General features: G+C 67.1%; 22 protein-coding genes. 10 read left to right on the plus strand and 12 right to left on the minus strand.

All coding sequences use genetic code 11. The features are described from left to right. The first annotated feature begins 6 nt into the window (after window positions 1-6). The 4 genes from AC6CIE_RS20075 (at window position 7) to AC6CIE_RS20090 (ending at window position 5,643) form a co-directional block, all read left to right on the plus strand. A complete protein-coding gene (locus AC6CIE_RS20075) occupies window positions 7-1,230 on the plus strand; it encodes a CaiB/BaiF CoA transferase family protein (RefSeq protein WP_218342864.1) in 1,224 nt (407 codons plus the stop codon). Next, window positions 1,227-3,590 (plus strand): acyl-CoA dehydrogenase family protein, encoded by a 2,364-nt coding sequence (locus AC6CIE_RS20080; RefSeq protein WP_498093561.1) that lies wholly within the window; start codon window positions 1,227-1,229, stop codon window positions 3,588-3,590. The genes AC6CIE_RS20075 and AC6CIE_RS20080 overlap by 4 nt, the downstream gene beginning before the upstream one ends. Before the next feature lie 46 nt (window positions 3,591-3,636). Further along, window positions 3,637-4,611, plus strand: a complete 975-nt coding sequence (locus AC6CIE_RS20085) for a Bug family tripartite tricarboxylate transporter substrate binding protein (RefSeq protein WP_498093562.1) — start codon at window positions 3,637-3,639, stop codon at window positions 4,609-4,611. 69 nt (window positions 4,612-4,680) lie between these two features. Next, window positions 4,681-5,643, plus strand: a complete 963-nt coding sequence (locus AC6CIE_RS20090; protein ID WP_175122457.1) for a LysR family transcriptional regulator — start codon at window positions 4,681-4,683, stop codon at window positions 5,641-5,643. Between the two features lie 22 nt (window positions 5,644-5,665). On the opposite strand, the gene AC6CIE_RS20095 is transcribed toward AC6CIE_RS20090, so the two are convergent. The 8 genes from AC6CIE_RS20095 to AC6CIE_RS20130 all read right to left on the minus strand — a co-directional run bounded on the left by AC6CIE_RS20095 (window position 5,666) and on the right by AC6CIE_RS20130 (window position 11,913). Beyond that, window positions 5,666-6,589, minus strand: a complete 924-nt coding sequence (locus tag AC6CIE_RS20095; RefSeq protein WP_498093564.1) for an amidohydrolase family protein — start codon at window positions 6,587-6,589, stop codon at window positions 5,666-5,668. After that, entirely contained in the window at window positions 6,586-7,197 is a 612-nt protein-coding gene (locus AC6CIE_RS20100; RefSeq protein WP_498093806.1) for a carboxymuconolactone decarboxylase family protein, read from the minus strand. Before AC6CIE_RS20100 ends, AC6CIE_RS20095 begins: the two co-directional genes overlap by 4 nt. A 13-nt stretch (window positions 7,198-7,210) precedes the next feature. Further along, window positions 7,211-7,825, minus strand: a complete 615-nt coding sequence (locus AC6CIE_RS20105) for a glutathione S-transferase N-terminal domain-containing protein (RefSeq protein ID WP_498093565.1) — start codon at window positions 7,823-7,825, stop codon at window positions 7,211-7,213. Between the two features lie 37 nt (window positions 7,826-7,862). Continuing rightward, the gene (locus AC6CIE_RS20110; protein WP_498093567.1) at window positions 7,863-8,507 is read right to left on the minus strand and encodes a flavin reductase family protein; all 645 of its coding nucleotides are present in this window, start codon (window positions 8,505-8,507) and stop codon (window positions 7,863-7,865) included. A gap of 37 nt (window positions 8,508-8,544) precedes the next feature. Continuing rightward, entirely contained in the window at window positions 8,545-9,504 is a 960-nt protein-coding gene (locus AC6CIE_RS20115) for a tripartite tricarboxylate transporter substrate binding protein (protein WP_286939652.1), read from the minus strand. Between the two features lie 54 nt (window positions 9,505-9,558). Continuing rightward, on the minus strand, window positions 9,559-10,539 hold the full coding sequence (locus AC6CIE_RS20120; RefSeq protein WP_498093569.1) for a Bug family tripartite tricarboxylate transporter substrate binding protein: 981 nt from the start codon (window positions 10,537-10,539) through the stop codon (window positions 9,559-9,561). Between the two features lie 142 nt (window positions 10,540-10,681). Next, on the minus strand, window positions 10,682-11,155 hold the full coding sequence (locus AC6CIE_RS20125; RefSeq protein WP_498093808.1) for a thioredoxin family protein: 474 nt from the start codon (window positions 11,153-11,155) through the stop codon (window positions 10,682-10,684). Between the two features lie 71 nt (window positions 11,156-11,226). Continuing rightward, on the minus strand, window positions 11,227-11,913 hold the full coding sequence (locus tag AC6CIE_RS20130) for a cytochrome c biogenesis CcdA family protein (RefSeq protein WP_175122451.1): 687 nt from the start codon (window positions 11,911-11,913) through the stop codon (window positions 11,227-11,229). 173 nt (window positions 11,914-12,086) lie between these two features. On the opposite strand from AC6CIE_RS20130, the gene AC6CIE_RS20135 reads away from it, so the two are divergent. The 3 genes from AC6CIE_RS20135 (at window position 12,087) to AC6CIE_RS20145 (ending at window position 14,349) form a co-directional block, all read left to right on the plus strand. Beyond that, on the plus strand, window positions 12,087-12,218 hold the full coding sequence (locus tag AC6CIE_RS20135; protein ID WP_255595163.1) for a hypothetical protein: 132 nt from the start codon (window positions 12,087-12,089) through the stop codon (window positions 12,216-12,218). Between the two features lie 68 nt (window positions 12,219-12,286). After that, a complete protein-coding gene (locus tag AC6CIE_RS20140) occupies window positions 12,287-13,027 on the plus strand; it encodes a response regulator (RefSeq protein ID WP_175122450.1) in 741 nt (246 codons plus the stop codon). Beyond that, entirely contained in the window at window positions 13,024-14,349 is a 1,326-nt protein-coding gene (locus tag AC6CIE_RS20145; protein ID WP_498093572.1) for an ATP-binding protein, read from the plus strand. Before AC6CIE_RS20140 ends, AC6CIE_RS20145 begins: the two co-directional genes overlap by 4 nt. 9 nt (window positions 14,350-14,358) lie before the next feature. Here AC6CIE_RS20145 and AC6CIE_RS20150 read toward each other — a convergent pair whose 3' ends face one another. Next, a complete protein-coding gene (locus AC6CIE_RS20150; RefSeq protein WP_175137841.1) occupies window positions 14,359-15,105 on the minus strand; it encodes a 5'-methylthioadenosine/adenosylhomocysteine nucleosidase in 747 nt (248 codons plus the stop codon). A gap of 264 nt (window positions 15,106-15,369) precedes the next feature. On the opposite strand from AC6CIE_RS20150, the gene AC6CIE_RS20155 reads away from it, so the two are divergent. Continuing rightward, on the plus strand, window positions 15,370-15,795 hold the full coding sequence (locus AC6CIE_RS20155) for an organic hydroperoxide resistance protein (RefSeq protein ID WP_175122447.1): 426 nt from the start codon (window positions 15,370-15,372) through the stop codon (window positions 15,793-15,795). Between the two features lie 316 nt (window positions 15,796-16,111). Next, window positions 16,112-17,149: a T6SS phospholipase effector Tle1-like catalytic domain-containing protein gene (locus AC6CIE_RS20160; protein ID WP_175137842.1), complete on the plus strand. Its 1,038-nt coding sequence runs from the start codon at window positions 16,112-16,114 to the stop codon at window positions 17,147-17,149. Between the two features lie 27 nt (window positions 17,150-17,176). Here the strand turns inward: AC6CIE_RS20160 and AC6CIE_RS20165 are convergent, their stop codons facing one another. From AC6CIE_RS20165 to AC6CIE_RS20175, 3 genes are all read right to left on the minus strand, one after another. Continuing rightward, window positions 17,177-17,458: a helix-turn-helix domain-containing protein gene (locus tag AC6CIE_RS20165; protein ID WP_175137843.1), complete on the minus strand. Its 282-nt coding sequence runs from the start codon at window positions 17,456-17,458 to the stop codon at window positions 17,177-17,179. Then, window positions 17,455-17,793 (minus strand): type II toxin-antitoxin system RelE/ParE family toxin, encoded by a 339-nt coding sequence (locus AC6CIE_RS20170; RefSeq protein WP_498093574.1) that lies wholly within the window; start codon window positions 17,791-17,793, stop codon window positions 17,455-17,457. Before AC6CIE_RS20170 ends, AC6CIE_RS20165 begins: the two co-directional genes overlap by 4 nt. 199 nt (window positions 17,794-17,992) lie before the next feature. Continuing rightward, window positions 17,993-18,835, minus strand: coding sequence for an IclR family transcriptional regulator domain-containing protein (locus AC6CIE_RS20175; protein WP_495602762.1), 843 nt, complete (start codon window positions 18,833-18,835; stop codon window positions 17,993-17,995). Between the two features lie 160 nt (window positions 18,836-18,995). On the opposite strand from AC6CIE_RS20175, the gene AC6CIE_RS20180 reads away from it, so the two are divergent. Further along, the gene (locus AC6CIE_RS20180) at window positions 18,996-19,985 is read left to right on the plus strand and encodes a Bug family tripartite tricarboxylate transporter substrate binding protein (RefSeq protein ID WP_105240652.1); all 990 of its coding nucleotides are present in this window, start codon (window positions 18,996-18,998) and stop codon (window positions 19,983-19,985) included. The last annotated feature ends 43 nt before the right edge of the window (window positions 19,986-20,028 follow it).

Genomic DNA, 20,028 nt, shown 5'->3' on the forward strand with positions numbered 1-20,028 from the left:
GCCGACATGACCAGTGCATTGGAAGGCGTGAAGGTCCTGGACCTGAGCCGGGTTTTTTCCGGGCCGTGGGCCGCGCAGATGCTGGCCGACTTCGGCGCCGAGGTCATCAAGGTGGAGCGCCCCGGCCGCGGCGACGACGTGCGGCACCAGGGCTATCCCATGCCAGACCGCGACGGCAAGCCCAGCCGGGAAACCTCGTCGTTCGTCGCGATGAACCGCGGCAAGAAATCCGTGACGCTCGATATCTCGCGGCCCGAAGGCCAGGCGCTGGTGCGCCAGCTTGCGCAGAAGGCCGACATCGTCATCGAAAACTTCAAGGCGGGCGACCTGAAGCGCTACGGACTGGACTACGCCTCGCTGTCGGCCCTGAACCCGCGGCTGGTGTATTGCTCCATCACCGGCTTCGGCCAGACCGGCCCCTACAGCCACCTGCCGGGCTACGATCCGATCTTCCAGTCCATGAGCGGGCTGATGAGCGTGACGGGTGTGCCGGACGGCGAGCCGGGCGCCGGGCCGGTCAAGGCGGGTTATTCCGTTTCCGACCTGACCGCGGGCTTCTACGCGGTGTCGGCCATTCTTGCCGCGCTGCGGCATCGCGACCAGATCTCCGGCGTGGGTCAGCACATCGACCTGGCGCTGCTGGACGCGCAGATCGCGGCCATCTCGCACATCGGCATGAACTATCTGGCCAGCGGTCAGCTGCCCGCCCGCATGGGTTCGGCCTCGCAGATCACCGCGCCGTTCCGCGCCTTCGAATGCCGGGACGGACACCTGATGGTCGCCGTGGGCAACGACTCGCAATTCCGCAGCTTCTGCCTGGTCATCGGTCTGCCCGCGCTCGCCGACGACCCACGCTTTGACACGAATCCCAAGCGCGCGGCGGCGCAGGCCGATCTGTCGCGGCTGATCGAGCCCGCGATGCTGGCGCGAACCGTCGCGGACTGGAACCAGGCCCTGGCGGCCGCCAACGTGCCCTGCGGCCCGATCTACACCATGGATCAAGTGTTCGAGGATCCGCAGGTGCGCCATCGGCAGGTGCTGGGCAGCGTGGAGCATCCCGCGCTCGGCAGCATGCCGATCGTCCGCAACCCGATTCACTTTTCCGCCACGCCGATCGCCGCCGGTCTGCCCCCGCCCATGCTGGGCGAGCACACGGCCGACATCCTGCGCGCCGAACTTGGCCTGTCCGCCGAAGCGATCGAACGCCTGCATGCCGAGGGCATCGTATGAGCGCCGCCGACCACGAACTGATCGAGGAAATCCGCGACAGCGCGCGCGACTTCCTGCAACGCCGCGACCAGCGGCAGCGCAAGCGCCGCACCCCGGGCGGCGAGCGCGCGTACTGGCAGGAGATTGCCGCCGTCGGCTGGCTGGGCATGAGCGTGCCCGAAGCACTGGGCGGTTTGGGACTGGGCTGGCACGCGATGGCCGCCGTGCTTGAAGAAGCGGGCCGCGCCCAGTTGCCCGAACCGCTTGTCGGGGCGGGTGTGCTGAGCACGGCGCTGCTGGCGCGCATCAATCCGGCGGGCGATGGCACCGTCCGAGACGCGTTGCTGCAAGCCTTGTGCGCCGGTGAAAAAAGGGTTGGCCTCGCCTGGCAGGAAACCGAAGGACAGCTCGAAGCCGGCGAATCCGCCGGGGCGTTTGGCGTCACGGTCACCGCGCGCGAAGGCGCCTATGTGCTGAACGGCGAAAAGCGCCACGTCGTCCCCGGCGCGGACGTGGACGGCTGGCTCGTCACGGCCGATGGCGAAACGGGGTCTGCGCTGTTCTATCTGCCGGCCGGCACGCCCGGCGTCACGGTGCAGACGCACGAACGCGCGGATGGCTCACCGGCCTGCCATTTGACGATCGAGTCCGCGGTGGTTGGCGGCGAAGCGTTGCTGGCGCGCGAGGGCGTGCTGGACGCCGTTGACGAGGCGCTGGACTACGGCCGCCTGATGCAATCCGCAGAACTCGTGGGCGTCGCGCGGCAGGTCCTGGCCGATTCGGTCGCCTACTTGAATACGCGCAAGCAGTTCGGCCAGACGCTCTCGTCATTCCAGGCGCTGCAGCACCGCCTGGTCGACGCGACCCTGCAGGTCGAGCTGGCGTCGAACAGTCTGCTGGACGCACTGAACGCCATTGCCGCGGCGCCGGACGACGTCAAGGCCCGCAAGGCGGCGGCCAGCCGGGTCAAGGCCCGAGCAGCGCGCGCCGGCATCGATGCGGCGCGGCTGGCCATCCAGCTGCACGGCGCCATCGGCTACACCGACGAATGCGACGTCAGCCTGTACTTCCGCAGCGCCCTGCACCTGGCCGCCTGGCTGGGCAACGCCACGGCGCATCGTCAGCGTTATGGCGTGCTGGCAGCCGACCCGACGCCGGAGGCGGACGATACGGCAGAGGACGCACCGGAGGACTCAACGCCAGGCCTGGATGCCATGGAGTTCCCGCGCGAGGCAGACTGGAACGCGATGCCGGAAGCGGCGTTCCGCAAGCTGCTGCGCCGCTTCTTCCGCGCGCATTACCCAGATCACCTGCGGCACGTGCCGTGGCGGCTGCATTGGGATGAGATCAAGGCGTGGTACTTCACCTTGTCGCGCCAGGGCTGGATCGCACCCTCGTGGCCGCGCGAGCATGGCGGCATGGCGCTGTCTCCCGCCCGGCAGATCGCGTTCATCGAAGAAGCCGAACGCTACGGCGTGGCGCGCGCGCCGGACCAGGGCCTGGTCATGCTGGGCCCCATCCTCATCCGCCACGGCACGGACGCGCAGCGCGCGCGCTTTCTGCCGGGCATCCTGTCCGGCGAGGCGGTGTGGGCGCAGGGCTACTCGGAACCCGACGCGGGATCGGATCTGGCCTCGCTGCGCTGCGAGGCGGTGATCGACGGCGACGAACTGGTCGTCACCGGCCAGAAGACCTGGTCCACGCTGGCGCAGGACGCGACGCACATGTTCATGCTGGTGCGCACCGACAAGACCGTCAAGAAGCAGGCAGGCATCAGTTTCCTGCTGGTCGATCTGAACAGCCCGGGCGTCAGCCGCCGGCCGATCCGCACGCTGTCGGGTCACGAGGAGTTCTGCGAGGTCTTCTTCGACCAGGTCCGCGTGCCGCGCGGCAACGTGGTCGGCGAACTCAACGCGGGCTGGGGAATTGCCAAGGCCTTGCTCGGCTTCGAGCGTCTGTTCAGCGGCAGCCCCAAGCACGCAAGCCACGCCCTGCAACAGATCTTCAGTCTGGCGCGCCAGCGCGGCCTGCTGGCCGATCCGGCGTTCGCCGACCGGCTGGCCGAGTTGCGGCTGGACAGCGCCGACCTGACCGCGATGTACCGCGTGTTTGCGGACATGGCCAAAGCCGGACTTCCGCTTCCGCCGGAACTGTCGCTCCTGAAGATCTGGGCCACCGAAACCCACGAGCGGCTGGGCGCCCTGCTGATCCAGATTGCCGAAGAATATGGCGGCGCGGCAATGCGCCTGAGCTATGGCGGCGGCGGCGTGCAGGCGCTGGCGCCCTATACCAACGCCCTGGCGGCCACCATCTTCAGCGGCACCAACGAGATACAGCGCAACATCTACGCCAAGCAGGTCCTGGGCCTGCAAGGCGCCTGACAACGACAACGCGCCGGCCCGAGCCGGCGCATCCGGAGAGAGACACATGAAGAAAGCAACCGCACTGACGGTGGCGGCAATGATCCTGGGCGGCGTCGCCGCCACGCCCGCCGCGCTCGCAGCCCAGCCCTGGCCAAGCCAGCCGATCCGGCTGATCGTGCCCTACCCGCCCGGCGGCTCGGTGGACAACCTGGCGCGCCTGCTTGCGCCGTCTCTGGGCGAGCGCCTCGGGCAAACCATCGTCATCGAGAACAAGGCCGGCGCCAGCGGCACCATCGGTGTCGACGCCACCGTGCGCGCCACGCCCGATGGCAATACCTTCGGCTTCGGCGTGCCGGGCGCGATCACCGGTTTGCCTCACGTCATGAAGGTGCCGTACGACGTGTCCAAAATCCAATACGTGTCGCTGGTCGCGCGCATTCCGCAGGTCATCATGGTCAATCCGTCGTTGCCGGACACCACCCTGGCCGCTTTTGTCGACAGCGCCAAGAAGCAGCCCGGCAAGTACAACTACGGCTCGGCCGGCAACGTGACGACGCCGCACCTGGGCGGCGAACTGCTCAAGCAGCAGACCGGCATCGACATCATGCACGTGCCCTACAAGGGCGCCGCGCCCGCAGTCACGGCGCTGCTGTCCAATGAGGTGCAGATGTTCCCCGGCGACGCGTCCGCCGCGCTGGGCTTCATCAAGGCGGGCAAGCTGCGGGCGCTGGCCGTGGCCAGCCCGGAACGCTTCGAGGGCCTGCCCGACGTACCCACCACCAAGGAGGCCGGCTTTCCCGGCATCATCGTGGAATCCAACTACGGCGTCATCGCGCCCACCGGCACGCCCAAGGACATCGTCGACAAGATGTCCGCCGCGATTGCAAAATCCCTGGCCGACCCGGTCCTGCGGCAGAAGATGATCGACCAGGGCGCCATCCCCGTCGCGACCACGCCCGACGCATACCGCACGCTGATGGAGACAGAATCGAAGAAGTGGGGCGAGGTCATCAAGCGCGGCAAGCTGGGCCTGCAATAACGCCATGCCCGTGCGCTTTTGCCGTACGCTTATGCCGATTCCCACGACTGCCGACCTGCGCCATCGACCATGCCATCAGCAAAAGCCACGGGCCTGAGCCTGGACCTGACCGCCGACCTTCATAAATGGCGGGCCTTCCTGGCCATTGCGGAACTGGGCAGCATCACGCGCGCGGCGCTGTACCTGGACCAGGACCAGTCGGTGCTGAGCCGCCGCATCAATGCGCTCGAGCGCGAGTGCAATGCGCGGCTCTTCAACCGCACCGGGCGCGGCGTGAACCTGTCCGAAGTGGGCGAGCGCCTGTTCCCGCTGGTGCAGACGCTGCTGGGCGACGCCGAACGCCTGGAAATGGAACTGAACGGCGAGGCGCGCGAGCCTGCCGGCGAGGTCACGCTGGGACTGTTGCCTTCAACCGCGCACCCGCTCATCCGCAGGCTGTTTTCCCGGCTGCGCGAGCAATTCCCGAAGGTGCATCTCAAGATCCTGGAAGGCTCCAGCGGCCAGATCGAGGAATGGCTGACCGACAGCCGCGTGGACATCGCCATTCTTTACCGCTACGGCGACAAATGCCCGCCCGGCGAACAGGCGCTGGCCTCCGTGGACTCGTACCTGGTCGGCGCCGCGGGCGACGCGCGCACGCAGGCGGGCGAGATCACCTTCGACAAGCTCGATGGCCTGCCCTTCATCCTGCCGGGCGCGCCCAACGGCTTGCGCAACGCGCTCGACGGTCTGGCGCGGGCGCGCAAGATCGCCATCTCTCCGCTGATCGAGGCCGACTCCCTGCCGTTGATGAAGTCCATCGTCGAACACGAAAAGATGTACACCGTGCTGCCGCTGCACGCGGTATGGCAGGAGGTGCAGGAAGGCCGCCTCAGCATTGCCGCGCTGCGCGATCCGACGATGAGCCGCATCGTCTCCATGGCGTTCTCGCGCTCGAAGGGGCCGGGCCGCACGGTCATGGAGGTGGCCTCCCAGATCCAGACGCTGGTGCGCGAGATCGGCGGCGAAGGCGTCTGGCACGCCAGCCCGTAAACCCGGACCGGCGTACGGGCGCTTACCTGAACCCGTACAGGCGCGCGGGGTTATCCACCCACACCTTCCTGCGCAACGCGTCGTTGCCCAGCCAATCGTGCGCCAGATCCACCAGCGCATCGGCCGACGGCGCCGCCGCGCCCATGCGGACAAAGGGCCAATCCGACCCCCACAGCACCTGGTCCGGATTGGCGCGGGTGAAGGCGTCGTGGATGCCGCGCGCGTTTTCGTAGTCAGGCGCGGCGCCGACCCGGCATACCGTCAGCTTCATCCAGATCCGCCCATCGGCCAGCAGGCCGTGCAGCATCTGGAACACCGGGTCCTCTGCGCCGCGCGCGGGCACGAGGCTGCCCAGGTGGTCGATGACCAGCGGCAGATCCAGCTTGGCCAGTGCAGGCAGATGGCGCAGGTAGGTATCGCACGGCGCCCAAAGCTGCGCGTGCAGGCCGAACCGCTTCATGCGCGGCGCAAGCGCCGCCACCTGATCGAATCCCACGCTGCCGGCAAACAGGTTGCCCGCCGGATCGCGCGCCTCGACAAAGCGCAGGCCGCGCACGCCGCCGTCGTAAAGGGCCTGCAATTGCGCATCGGTGGCCGTGGGATCCGCCACGGCAATTCCGCGCAAGCGCTCTCCGCCCTTCGCCACGGCGGCCAGCAACGCGTCCGGATTCGTCCCGTAGGGCGCCGGTTGCACCAGCACGCCCCGCGCGGCGCCCAACGTGTCCAGCATGCGCAGATAGCGTTCGGCCAGCGCGTCCGGCGCGGCGTAGGACGACGGATGCTGCAAGGGAAAGCGTTCGTAGGGCCCGAAGACGTGGCAATGCGTATCGCACGCCCCCGCCGGCAGCGTATGGCGGGGTGTCACGGGCATGCGCGGCGTCTCCACGCTGTCCGGCACGTAGGCGCGCGCCTGCGCGCCGGGGTTGGGATTGCCGGCGGCGCTCATGATGCGCTCCCGGCCAGCGGCGCCAGGCGGCTGAGCGCCGGCGCGCCATCCTGCGCCGGTGTATCCAGCGGCGGCGGCGCGTCGTCGGGCATCGGGATCTCGTGCGCATTCAGCGTCATGGACACCATCGTGTAGTAGCCGATCACAGCGGTCAGTTCCACCACGCCAACGGCGGCCCAGCGCTCGACCGCCTGCGCATACAAGACCGGTTCGACCTGCCCGGTCTCCTGGAGCTGCCGCGCGAACTCATAGACGATTTCGTCGTCGCGGTTGTCGAATACCGGCGTCGCGCGTGCCCGGATCGCGTCCAGCACACCCTCCGAAATGCCTGCGGCCCGGGCGGCTTGCGCATGGATATGCCACTCGATCTGGCTATTCCAGCGGCGCGCCGTCACCACGATGGCAAGCTCGCTGACGCGGGGCGGCAGGCTGGTGCCAAAGCGCAGCAGCGCCCCCAGCGCCTGCCAGCGATCGGCCAGATCAGGATTGTGCAGCGCGGCGCGCAGGGGACCGACGAGGCGGCCGCGCGGACCGGAGACGATCTTCTCGTACACGCCCTTCTGCGCGTCGGTCATGGTGGCGGGATCGGGTAGCGGGATACGGCTCATCATCGTCCTCTGTTCACGGGGTTTCGGTGGGTTGCGTGCGCATTACCGAGGGCCGGGCGGCGAACCGCGCGTGCCACGCCGCCAGCGCCGGGTGGCCGTCGCGCCAGGCGATGTCCGGGAAACGATAGTCCATGTAGGACAGCGCGCAGCCAATGGCGATCAGGCCCAGGTCGAAGCCGCTGGCCTGCAGCGCCGGCGCCTCGGCTTCCAGCGCGGCAAGCACCGCTCGGGTTTTCAGCGCAAAGGCGTCGAGCCACGCGGGCGTCTGGCGCGCGGCGGGCTTGTTGCGCTCCTGCCGGAACAACAGCAACGCGTCCAGGAAGCCGTCTCCCAGCGCCTGCCGGCGTTCGGCGAGCAGGCGCGCGCGGGGGTCGGCGGGCAACAGGCCCGCGCCGGTGAGCGCATCCAGGTAGCCGCAGATGACGCGCGAGTCGTACAACGCCGTGCCGTCTTCCAGCACCAGCGTCGGCAGCTTGATGAGCGGGTTGTCGGGCACGAGGTCCAGATTGGGCTTGTCCATCGCGACCGGCGTGCGCACCAGCGCCACGCGGTCCTCGATGCCGGCCTCGTGAATGACGATCATCACCTTGCGCACGAAGGGCGATCGTGGCGACCAACGCAGTTTCATCGACAGGCTCCAAAAGGGTTCAAGGTCTGCGGGGCATTCAATGCCCCTGCGCGGGCCGCACGGCGGGATCGTTGGCCGCGTCGGGCGTGCGCATCTGAAAAAGATCGCTGGTATGCGCGTACCAGCCGGCGCCGTGCATGCGGCCCAGCAGGCGCAGCGCGGGCGTGTCCACATAGAACTTGCCGGCATCGAGCAAGGCGTCGTCCCGCAGGTACAGCGCCACCACCCGCGCCAGCACGATCACGCGCTGCGGCGCCGCGTCCAGCACCTGCCAGACCTCGCATTCCAGCGCGGCCGGACTCTGCGCGATGCGCGGCGGCGCCACGATCAGGGACGGTTCGGTCGCCAATCCGGCGCGCGCCAGTTCGTCGATGCCGGCGTCGTAGTCCAGGCTGGTGTGATTCATCTGTTCGGCCAGCTCCGCAGACACCAGGTTGATCACGAACTGCCGCGTCTGCAGGATGTTGCGCGAGGTGTCCTTCAATTGCCCGCCGCGCGGTCCGATGCCCAGCGCGACGATGGGCGGGTCGCTGCTGACCACGTTGAAGAACGAGAACGGCGCGGCATTGCGCACGCCCGCTTCCGACTGGCTGACCACCCAGGCGATGGGCCGGGGCACGACCACGCTGGAGAGCAGCTTGAAGGCGTCGGCCGAGGCCAAGTTGCTGAAGTCGAAGTTCATGGTGCGGGCGCCTTTCGCGGCGCAGGAAAGTGGGGGGTCATTTGGCCAGCAGCCCCAGTGTGCCCAGCAGCCGCTGCATGTCGGCGCGGTCCTTCCGGACGTAGGCGCCGGCATCCTGGGGAGACAGCGCCATCAACTCTATCGCCTGGTCCTGCATGATGCGGCGGTAGTCGGGATCGTCGTTCACGCTTCGGACGGTGTCGCTCAGCTTCTGCACGATGTCCGGCGGCGTGCCGGCAGGCGCGGCCAGGCTGTACCAGGTGGCGGCCTGCGCGCCCTTTACCCCGGCCTCGTCCAGCGTGGGCACATCGGGCAACAGCGGCGAGCGCTTGTCGGCCGCATACGCCAACGGCACCAGCCGGCCCTGGCGGATGAACGGCAGGCTGGCGGACAGGTTCAACATGGCCAGGTCGATCTGCCCGCCCACCGCGTCGTTGATCGCGGGCGACGCGCCGGCATAGGGAATGTGATTGAGCTGCACGTGCGCGGCCTGCTGGAACAGTTCCGCGCCCAGGTGCGTGGCCCCTCCGACGCCCGCCGACCCGTAGCTGAGCTTGCCGGGTTCCGCCTTGGCGCGGGCGATCAGGTCAGGCACCGTCCTGATGCCGCGCGACGGGTTGACGACCAGCATGATGGGCTGCACCGCCACCACCGAGCAGAACTCGAAGCCCTGGATGCCGTCGTATATCGTCTTCTGCATCAGCGGCGTCACGACGTGGCCGGCCGACGTGCCGAGCAGCAGCATGTAGCCGTCCGGCTTGGCGCGCGCCACGAAGCCCGTTCCGATGGATGCGCCGCCGCCCGGCTTGTTCTCGACCACGACCGGCTGGCCCAGGCGTTTTTCCAGCGCGCGCGCCAGGCTGCGCGCCACCACGTCGGCCGGACCGCCGGCGGCGTACGGATTGATCAACGTGATGGGATGGTCTGGGTACGCGGCGGCGGCCGGGGCGGACGCGAAGGACAGTGCGGCAGCCGCCGCCAGCAAAGCTCGGATCATCGAAGGCATGGTCGTTCCGTTGGTTGGAGATGCGATGGCCAGGCGGGCCGGCGCTCAGTCCGCGCGCGCGCCGGACGCTTCGATGATGCGCGCCCACTTCTGCGTGTCGGCGCGGATGCGTTCGGAGAATTCCTCGGGGGTGCTGTACGTGGTCTGAATGCCGTAGCCCGCCATGCGCTCGACCATCTGCGGCGCCGTCATCACGGTTTTGATGTCCGCGTTGAGCCGATCGATGATGGCGCGCGGCGTGCCCGCGGGCGCCAGCACGCCTGACCACAGGCTGACTTCGTAGTCCTCGAAACCCGGCGTCTCCGAGATCGACGGCACGTCGGGCAACGCCGCCAGGCGCTTGCGGCTCGTCACGCCCAAGGCCTTGACCTTGCCGTCCTTGACCTGCTCCACGAAATTGGACGAGGTGTCGATCATCATCGAGATGCGGCCGGCCATGAAGTCGTTGATCGCGCCGGACGTGCCCTTGTACGGAATGTGGCGGATATCCACGCCTGCGGTGGACTTGAACATCTCGCCGGCCAGATGGCTGGTGGTGCCGTTGCCCGAAGAACTGAAGGTCAGCTCGCCGGGCTGGCGGCGGGCAAGCTCGGCAAGCTCCGTCACGGAGTTCACCTTCAGCGCCGGGTTCACTACAAGCAGGTTGGCGGTCAGGTTGGTCAGCGAGACCGGCGCAAAGCTCTTTTGCGGGTCATAGCGCAGCTTGGCGTACAGCGACGGATTGATCGTCAGCACGCCCATCGTCGAATACAGCAGGGTGTAGCCGTCCGGCGCGGCGGTCGCCACCGCCTCGGCCCCGATCGAGCCCCCCGCCCCGCCCCGGTTTTCCACCACCACGGACTGGCCCAGCTTCTCGCCCAGCCCTTGCGCCAGCGCCCGAGCCATCAGGTCGGTGGCCCCGCCGGCCGGAAAGGGAACGACCAGCCGCAGGGGCCGGTCGGGATAGGAACCCGCGGCCCCAGCCGCGGAAAACAGACCCGCGCCGAGCAAAAGCCCGGCCGCGGTCAGCGCGCTAACGATCTTCATGCTGTCTCCAAACTTCGTTCTTGTGTTTGCAGCATGGTAGGCGCGGGGCGGGGCCGGGGCTATGCGCGGGATCGCATATCTGGTTTGCGCGGGGTTTGGCGGGGGGGATTGGCCCGGGTTTCCTCCGGGCCTTGGTCCGGGCTCAGCCGGGTTGGGCCAGCAGCCGCTGGATTTCCGCCTCGGTCTCCTTGTACCGGCCTTCGCCGAAGTGGCTATAGGCCACCTTGCCCTGCTTGTCGATCAGGTACGCTGCGGGCCAATACTGGTTGCGGTAGGCGGTCCAGGTGGCGTAGCGGTTGTCCTGCGCGACCGGATACGTGATGCCGAAGCGTTGCAGCGCCTTTTCCACATTCGGGGTCGACCGTTCAAACGGAAACTCCGGCGTGTGCACACCCACGACGACCAGGCCCTGATCCTTGTACTTCTGATACCAGCTCGTGACGTAGGGCAGCGTGCGGATGCAGTTGATGCAGGTGTAGGTCCAGAAATCCACCAGCACGACCTTGCCGCGCAGCGAATCCATCGTCAGCGGCTCGCTGTTGAGCCATTTTTCGATGCCGGTGAATTCCGGGGCCGGGGGTGCGGCGGCCGGGGCGGCCTGCGCGGCGCCCTGCATCAGGCAGGCGCCGATCAGCGCGCCCAGGGCAATCTTCTTGAACGTGGCAAACATGGTTATCTCCTTGAGGGTCAGGCGAAGAGGTTGGTGATCCAGGCATAGGCCAGGACGTCGTACTGGAAGTAAATGGCGATGGCGGTCAGGACGAGCAGCACCCCAAAGCCCTGCTGCAGGCGCTGCGTGTAGCGCGACAGGCCGCGCACCCGGGTGGCGATGGCCTGCCCGCCGTAGGCGATCACCAGCATCGGGACGCCGGCGCCGATGGCGAACACCAGCAGCAGCGTGCTGGACTGCACGAGGTCCTGCGCCTTGGCCGCCAGCACCAGGATCGAAGCCAGCACCGGCCCCGCGCACGGCGTCCACACGGCGCCCAGCGACAGACCCAGCACAAAGCCGCCCGCATTGCCGCTGCCCGTACCGCCCGCCGCCGCCAGGCGCTGCAACGGGCCGCCGACGCGGGCGATCAGCCGGTCGTAGGGATCGGGCCAGATGCGCACCAGGCCGAACAACGCCAGCAGGACGATCGAGGTCGAGCGCACGGCTTCATGCACGTGTTCATTCAGGTTGGAAATCAGGCTGAGGGCAATGCCCAGGCCGGCGAACGCCAGCACGAAGCCGGACACGACAAACAAGGGGCGCAGGCGGCCGGACCGTTCCAGCGAGGTGCCCAGCAGCACGGGCAACAGGGGCAGCACGCAGGGAGACGCAATGGTCAGCATGCCGGCAAGCAACGCGATGGGGGTGTTGATGAGGTCCATGGGGGTCGTCCTTTGGAAAGTGACCCCATTGCACCCGTGGCACGTATCCGGCATGTGCCGGATCGGCGGATTTTTTCAAGCGCGTGTATCCGCCGCCAGGGCGTATACAGTACGACACACTCCGCGGGCGGCCCGGCACTATAAACCGATCACACCCCGCAACGGAGTCCCTCATGAAACGCTTTCTTGCCGTCCTGCTGCTGCTCTTTGGCGGCTTCACCGCCGAGGCCGCCAAGCCCTTCCAATGCCAGCTCATCTCCAACACCCGCCCTCGCCGCGATCCCCTGCCCCCGGGCGAGCGCTAGGCCTATAGAATTCCGGAACCCCGCCGGCGCGCCGGGCGCGCCATCACCCACCAAGAAGGCACCCGCAGATGGACCACATAGACCACGTCATGATCGTGGACGACGATCGCGAGATCCGCGAACTGGCCGGCGGCTTTCTGCGCAAGAACGGCCTGACCGTCACGCTGGCCGCCGACGGACGGCAGATGCGGCAACTGCTTGAGAACCTGACGGTCGATCTGATCGTGCTGGACATCATGATGCCCGGCGACGATGGCCTGGTGCTGTGCCGCGAACTGCGCAGCGGCAAGCACCGCCGCATCCCGATCCTGATGCTGACGGCGCGCAGCGACGACATGGACCGCGTACTGGGCCTGGAGATGGGCGCGGACGATTACCTGGTCAAGCCGTTCGTGGCGCGCGAGCTGCTGGCGCGCATCAAGGCCATCCTGCGCCGCACGCGCATGCTGCCTCCCAACTTTCAGGTGACCGAGCCGGGCCGCGAGATCAGCTTTGGAAACTGGCGGCTGGACACCACGGCGCGGCACCTGCTGGACGCCGAAGGCACCATCGTGGCGCTCAGCGGCGCGGAGTACCGGCTGCTGCGCGTCTTTCTGGACCACCCGCAGCGCGTGCTGAACCGCGACCAGCTGCTGAACCTGACGCAGGGCCGCGACGCCGACTTCTTCGGTCGTTCGATCGACCTCCTGGTCAGCCGCCTGCGCCAGCGCCTGCGCGAAGATGCGCGCGAACCCCTGTACATCAAGACCGTGCGCAGCGAAGGCTACGTGTTTTCCGCGGCGGTGGAAGTCTCGGAAGGCGAACCGTGAGTGCCGCCGCGCCGCGCCGTCACGCCTGGCCCCGCACGCTGGTCGCGCGGCTGTTCCTGATTTTCGTGGCGGGGCTGATTCTGGCGTACGGCCTGTCGTTCGCCTCGCTGTTCTACGAACGCTACAGCGCCACCCGCAACATGATGCTGGGCGACCTGGAACGCGACGTCGCCATCGCCATGGACATCCTGGACCGCCTGCCCGCGGCCGAGCGCGCCGCCTGGCTGCCGCGCCTGTCCAGCAACAACCGCCAGTATCTGCTGGGCGACGGCAAGGCCGACCAGCCGCTTTCCCTGGACGCCGCGCGCACCGCCGCGCAGTCGATCGAGGCCGCGCTGGGGCCGGAGCGTCCCGTCACGGTCCGAGCCATGGCCGACGATCCGCGCCACATCCAGGCGCGTGTCGTGCTGTCCGATGGTCAGCCCGCGATTCTGGACATCGAACTGCTGCGGATGCGGCCGGCGCCGTGGCTGTTTGGCGTGCTGGGCGTGCAGTTGCTGCTGCTGGCCGGCTGTGCCTGGCTGGCCGTGCGACTGGCCGTGCGTCCGCTGACCCGCCTGGCCCGCGCCGCCGAGGAACTGGATCCCGACCACAAAAGCCCGCCGCTCGACGAGGCCGGCCCGGCCGAAGTCGCGCACGCCGCCGTCGCCTTCAATGCCATGCAGGACCGCATCGCCGCGCATCTGGCCGAACGCATGCAGATGCTGGGCGCCATTTCGCACGACCTGCAGACGCCCATCACCCGCATGAAATTGCGCACGGAGTTCATGGATGCGTCCGCTGACCGGGACAAGCTGGCGCAGGACCTGAACGAAGTCGAGCGGCTGGTGCGCGAAGGCATCGACTATGCGCGCAGCGCCCACGGCAAGACCGAGCAGCCCGCGCGGATCGACCTGAATGCCTTTCTGGACAGTCTGGTTTGCGACTATCAGGACACGGGCAAGGACGTGTCCCTGTCGGGCGACGCCGTCCCGCCGCTGTTGACGCGACCCCATGCCTTGCGGCGCATCCTGGGCAATCTCATCGACAACGCGCTGAAGTTCGCGGGCGCCGCCGAAGTGCGTGTGGCGGCACGGGACGACGCGACGCTATCCATCCATGTGCTGGATCGCGGCCCGGGCATCCCGGCAGACGAACTGGACGCGGTGCTGCAACCGTTTTACCGGCTGGAAAGCTCTCGTAATCGGGACACGGGCGGGACGGGACTTGGACTGGCCATTGCGCATCAGCTTGCACAGGCGCTGGGCGGCAGGCTGATCCTTGCCAACCGCGAAGGCGGCGGCTTGTCTGCGGAAGTCAGGATCGCGCCGCTGGTTGCGTAGCGTTGATCGTCAGGCGTCGCGCAGCGCGCCCGACTGCAGCAGCGGCTTCAGGATGCCGGCGGTGTACAGCCGTGCCAGGTTCACCAGGAAGTCCGTGAAGTCCGTCTTGGCCGCGTGATCGGCGCTGTCGGAGATCACGCGCATCACGGCAAACGGCACGCCGAACTCGTGACACACCTGCGCCATCGCCGCGCCTTCCATTTCCAGGCAAAGCGCGTCGGGCAGGCGCTGGCGCAGCTCGTGCGCCAGATCGTTGTCGTTGACGAAAATGTCGCCGGTCGCGATCAGGCCGTGGTGAACGCGCGGCTGGGCGGCCGCGCCCGGTAAACCGCCCTTGGCCGCGAAGTCGCGTGCGCTATCCAGCAGCAATGCACTCAGCGCGGCATCGGCATCGAAGCGCTCGCGCCCCAGCAGCGGGATTTCGTGGCGGCCGAACAAGGGCCGCGCGTCCATGTCGTGCTGCATCAAGGCATCCGCCACGACGATATCGCCGACGCGCACCTGCGGATGCAGCCCGCCCGCCAGGCCCGTGAACAGCACGCGCGACACGCCGAACTCCTGGATGACGATGGACGCCGTCGCCGCCGCGGCCACCTTGCCGATACGGCTGAGCGCGATCACGCAGGGCGTGCCCCACAGCGTGCCCACCTGAAAATCGCGCATGGCGATGCGGCGCGTTTCGGCGCCGGGATCCATGGCCGCCAGCAGGTCGGCGATTTCTTCGTGCAGCGCGCCCAGGATGGCGAGACGTCCCATGATGTGTGCTTTTCCGTGATCGTTGCTTGATCGTTACTCGATCGTTGCTTTGATGCGGCCCGTGCCGCCAGCGCGCAACATACTCTAATGCCGCCGCGTCCGCCAATGACGGCGGTTTGTATCGCAGCGTATCCGGACCGGTCCTGGATACGCGGTGATGCCATCCCGCCCCGGCGCCGACACATGACCGATACAGCCGCTTGATGCAATGCAGGCTCTCAACCACCGGCACGGCCCCACCGCGCCGACCATCCTGGAGTCATCATGGCCAAGCAACTCGAGCAGGTTCTCTACACCGCCCACACCCACACCACCGCCGGCCGCGAAGGCGCGGGACGCAGCAGCGACGGCGCGCTGGACGTCACGCTGAGCACGCCCGGATCCGGCAAGCCCGGCACCAATCCCGAACAGCTTTTTGGCGTGGGCTACTCGGCCTGCTTCATGGGCGCGATCAAGCGCGCCGGCGCCACTCACAACATCACCGTGCCGCGCGATATCGCCATCGACGCCAGCGTGTCGCTGGGCAAGGTCGATAACGGCGCCAACTTCGCGCTCGGCGTCACGCTGGCCGTTTCGCTGCCGGGATTGACCGGCGAGCAGAAGCAGTTGCTGGTTGAATCGGCGCACCAGTTGTGCCCTTACTCGCGCGCGATTCGCGACAACATCGATGTGCAATTCCAGATCGTCTGAAGCGGGGATTGTCCCTGTTTGCTACGGCGGCCTCCGGGCCGCTTTTTTCTTGTCCTGGATACCATCCGCAAACGCTTCGGATGGCTCCTGATGCGGTAGTAAAGGCGTACTCTTGAAAACGGTACGCCGCGCAGAACGCCGCCAGCACGCAATGTCGCGCCCGCGGGGCTAGGCAGAAAGGTGGTGTACGAACATGCAGCAGGGAAACCCCGCGCCCTGCCTTCGACACGCCGCGTGCTAGCTTGCCTCACGCAGGCGTTGTCCCAGCCGGCAGCATAGGTATCGCAAGCCTTTATCTGTGTGTGGGGAGACGATCATGGTGAAGAACCTCGCCGTATTCTTCGACGGTACGTGGAACGAACCCAACGACCGCACCAACGTCTACGAGCTCTACAAAGCCGCGCCCGAGACCAGCACGCAGGAAACGCTCTACATCGAGGGCGTGGGGACACAAGGCCAGGGCCTGTGGTCCGCCATCGACAAATTCATGGGCGGCGCGTTCGGCGCAGGCCTGTCGGCCAACATCCGCGAAGGCTACCGCTGGCTCTGCCAGCGCCACGAGCCCGGCGATCGCATCTTTCTCTTCGGCTTCAGCCGCGGCGCCTACTCCGCCCGCAGCCTGGCGGGCATGGTGCGTAAGTGCGGCTTGCTCAACGAACCCACCGAAAACAATGTCTCGGAAGCCTACGCGCTGTACCGCGACGACTGCACCCCATCGTCCCTGGAAGCCGCCGCCTTCCGCGACCGCTTCTCCCGCGACACCGACCTGCACTTTGTCGGCGTCTGGGACACCGTCGGCAGCCTCGGCATTCCCGTCGGCGGCGTGTCATTTCCCGGCTTCTCCAGTTTCTACAACTTCCACGACACGGAACTGAGCAACCACGTCCTGAACGCCTACCACGCCATCGCCACCAACGAATACCGCGAGCCGTACTTTCCCACGCTATGGACTCGTCGCGCGGGTTCACCGCCACGGCCGGCGCACCTGCCCGTCGAACAGCGCTGGTTCATCGGCGCGCATTCGGATGTGGGCGGCGGATATCAGGATGGAAGCTTGCAGACGCTGCCGGCGGCATGGCTGCAGGAAAAGGCGCGGCAGGCGGGCTTGGAGACGGGGACGGTGCAGCGGATCTCGACCGATTATGAACAGTGCGAACCGCATGATTCGTACAAGGAGTTCACGGAGAAGGTGCCGATTCCCGTGAAGCGTCGGCCCAGGGTGTGGGATCGGGAGACGGTGTTGAATTTGACGATCGATGATCGGCTGCTCGGGAGGTTCGAGCGGAATCAGGCGTTTCTGAAGGAGTATCCGGATTTCAGGGATGCGTTGGGGAAGTTGGAGGTGGGGCGGTAACGCCGGCTCCGCAAAACGAGAGGGTGTTCACGCAGCCTCGTGCAGGCGCATTTCCACACGCAAGCCGGCGGCCGCCGCCATGTTGACCAACGCATCCAGCCCAAACAGATTGATCTTGCCGCGCATCAGATCCGACACGCGAGGCTGCGTTACGCCGAACAGGCGGGCAGCCTGAGCCTGACTCATCCCCGACTGCGCAAGGTGACTCGTCAAAGCCATCATGAGGACGGAACGCAACTTCATGTTTTCCGCTTCCGACGGCGTGCTCTCGATTGCGTCCCACACGCTTTCGTATCGTTGCTTGCTCACGGTTTCAGCTCCTTCAACAAGTGCCGGTAACGCTTTGCGGCCAGATCCAGGTCAACCTTGCTGGTTTTTTCCGATTTTTTCTGGAAGCAATGGAGCACATAGACCACCTCGGCAAATTTCGCGATGTAGAGAACGCGAAATGCGCCCGTCACGTCACGAATCCGTATCTCCCTGACTCCGGGTCCGACCGTACTCATCGGCTTCCAATCGTCAGGCTCCAACCCGCGCTGCACGCGATCTATTTGGTAACCGGCCTCACGCCTGACCGCAAGCGGCAACGCGCGTAGATCGTCCAGCGCGCCGCCAACGAATTCAACCTCACGCGGCGCGTTCAAAGCGCAATTATACAAATTTTTGTATGAAGCGCGACCCTGGCGAATGGTTCGCCCTGCCCATCCAACTGGCGCCTCGCACCAACAACACTTGATTCGTCGAACATGTGTTCACCCATCCGCTAACCAGCGAACAATGTCGCAAGGAGCGACTTGGGTGTCGATGAGGATTGGTCTGAATCTGCAGGGCTTCTGCGCAGAATCACCCCGCCACATACCCCAACGCCACACTAGCCGCCAGCGCCTCGCGCTTAACCGCGGCCACCACCGCCCCGCCCGCGGACACGTCGAACCCGCCCGTCGCGCCCAGCGCGGTCAATACCGCGCAGACCCGTCCGGTGTGGTCATACAGCGGCGCCGACACGGCGCTGATGCCGCGCAGATTGGTGTCTTTCACGGTGGCGCATCCCGCCGCCCGAACATCGCGGCGCAAGACGCCGATGGGGTCATCCCGATCCAGCAGCGCGCGCTGCTCGGCCGGTGCGCCGGCCAGTTCGGCTTCCGCCAGCGCCCGTACCGGCGCCTCGTCCAGCAAACCCAGAAAAGCCCGCCCCGTCGCCGACCACAGCATCGACAGCACCGAGCCGACGCGCACGTTCACGGTGACCGGCAGGCCGGGCTCCTCGAATCGCACGATGGTCGGACCCTTGTTGCCCATGACGGCGATGAAGCACGTGACGGCCAGGCTTTCGCGCAGGCGCACGAGCGCGGGTTCGCCGATGCGTAGGGGGTCGGCCTGGCGCATGGCGGCTACCCCGACATAAAGCGCTTCAAGGCCCAGGTGATATTGCTGCGTCGCCACTTCCTGGTCGACCAGGCCTTCGGCGATGAGGCTCATCAGGTAGCGGTGGACCTTGGCGGGGCTTTCGCCGACGTGGGCCGCCAAGGCCGTGAGGCTGGCGCGGCCACCCAGGCGAGCGAGCCCTTTCAGCACAGACATGCCGGTCTCGGCGGCCTGGACCCGCTGACGTCGCTCGCGCGGCCGGGCGGCCGGATCCTGGTCGGATTCGAGGTCGGATTCAGGCGGCAAGGCGGCTTTGCTCATAGGGAAATACAGCTCCGGGGCAGACGCTCGCCGGCAAACGAGGGATCGAAAGCCTGGAGCGGCACTAAGGTTAACCCTTCTTCAAAAATTACGCATTGCGTATATGCTTTACGCAAATAAGGAATGCACTTTTGACATTCCACAACGAGGAGACTTGTCCATGCGCAGTGTTAAACACCACATCCTGGCCGGCCTGATGGCCCTGCCCCTGCTGGCTTGTGCCAGCGCGTCCGCGCAGCAGGCGGCGGCCGATTACCCGTCCAAGCCCGTGCGCTGGATCGTGCCGTACGCCGCGGGCGGCGGGTCGGATTTCCTGGCGCGCAGCATCGGGCAGGGATTGACGGGGCGCCTGCACCAGCCGGTGGTGATCGAGAACAAGCCGGGCGGCAACACGGCGATTGCGGCGTCGGAAACGGCGCGCGCCCCGGCCGACGGCTACACGATGCTGTCCGCCGACAACGGCACGCTGGTGTTCAACCCGGCCCTCTACAAGAAGCTGTCGTACGACCCGGCGAAGGATCTGGCGCCCGTCACGCTGATGGGACGGTTTCCGATGATCCTGGTGGTGGGTCCGGCCATGAAGGTCAACTCGGCCAAGGAATTCCTGGCGGAAGCCAAGGCGCGCAAGGAAGGCCTGGATTACGCGTCGGCCGGCGCGGGCAGTCCGCACCACCTGGCGATGGAATTGCTGAAGGTTGAAGCGGGACTGACCCTGACGCACGTGCCCTACCGCGGCGCGTCGCCCGCCCTGGCGGACGTGGCCGGCGGGCAGGTGCCCGCGATGATGGTGGATCTGGCCGCTGGCGCCGGCTTCATCAACGGCGGCAAGGTGAAGGCGCTGGCGGTCGCCAATCCGACCCGCCTGCCGCAACTGCCCGACGTGCCGACCTTTGCCGAAATCGGCCTGAAGAACGTGGAAGCCGCGGCGCAGGTTGGCGTGGTGGTGCCGGCCGCGACGCCCAAGCCCGTGATCGATGCGCTGAACAAGCAAGTGGTCGCGACCATCAATGACCCGGCCACGCGCCAGCGTCTGGTGGAGTTCGGCATCGAGCCGATCGGCAACACGCCTGCGCAGTACGCCGAGATGCTGACCGCCGAGCGCGCCCGCTGGCAGAAGCTGATCAAGGATCTGGGCATCACGCTGGACTGAGCATCACGCTCACGGCATCACGCTGAACCCGCATCACCGGCCC

This window comes from Achromobacter sp. GQ309 (assembly GCF_059759315.1).